This window comes from Catenibacterium sp. UBA627, from assembly GCF_002299355.1.
Taxonomy (GTDB): domain Bacteria; phylum Bacillota_I; class Bacilli_A; order Erysipelotrichales; family Coprobacillaceae; genus Catenibacterium; species Catenibacterium mitsuoka.
In genome coordinates this window covers 1-285 of the sequence record NZ_DBPF01000052.1, presented here as the reverse complement: position 1 = coordinate 285, position 285 = coordinate 1, and the positions used below count along the sequence as shown (strand labels likewise).

The 285-nt window shown below is 32.3% G+C and carries 1 protein-coding gene and 1 pseudogene; both read right to left on the bottom strand.

The genetic code is table 11. The features are described 5' to 3' along the window. Positions 1-140: pseudogene (locus B2S90_RS03705) on the bottom strand (arsenate reductase ArsC); the annotation flags it as partial. Then, positions 133-267: a DUF5714 domain-containing protein gene (locus tag B2S90_RS03700; protein ID WP_286696562.1), complete on the bottom strand. Its 135-nt coding sequence runs from the start codon at positions 265-267 to the stop codon at positions 133-135. The pseudogene B2S90_RS03705 and the gene B2S90_RS03700, both read right to left, overlap by 8 nt. Positions 268-285: the final 18 nt, after the last annotated feature.

The window sequence follows — 285 nt, the reverse complement described above, 5'->3', positions numbered from 1 at the left end:
TGATTTATAACTGATTTTGTTTCTGTGCCTGCAGAATAACTTTCAAATACATCAGATGCCAGATAATGACCTAATGCCTCAGCTATCTGACTTCTACAGGAATTATGAACACAAATGAATGCGACTTTCTTTTTACTCATGAAAAGGACATCTCTCCTTTATACATTGCTTATTTAGTTTTGAATAGTGACAAGATGGATGTTCATATTCTAAAGTAACATCATAATGCGCATTGATATAATCAATCGCATTCTTAAATGAAATCATTGCGTCTCTTTTACAACA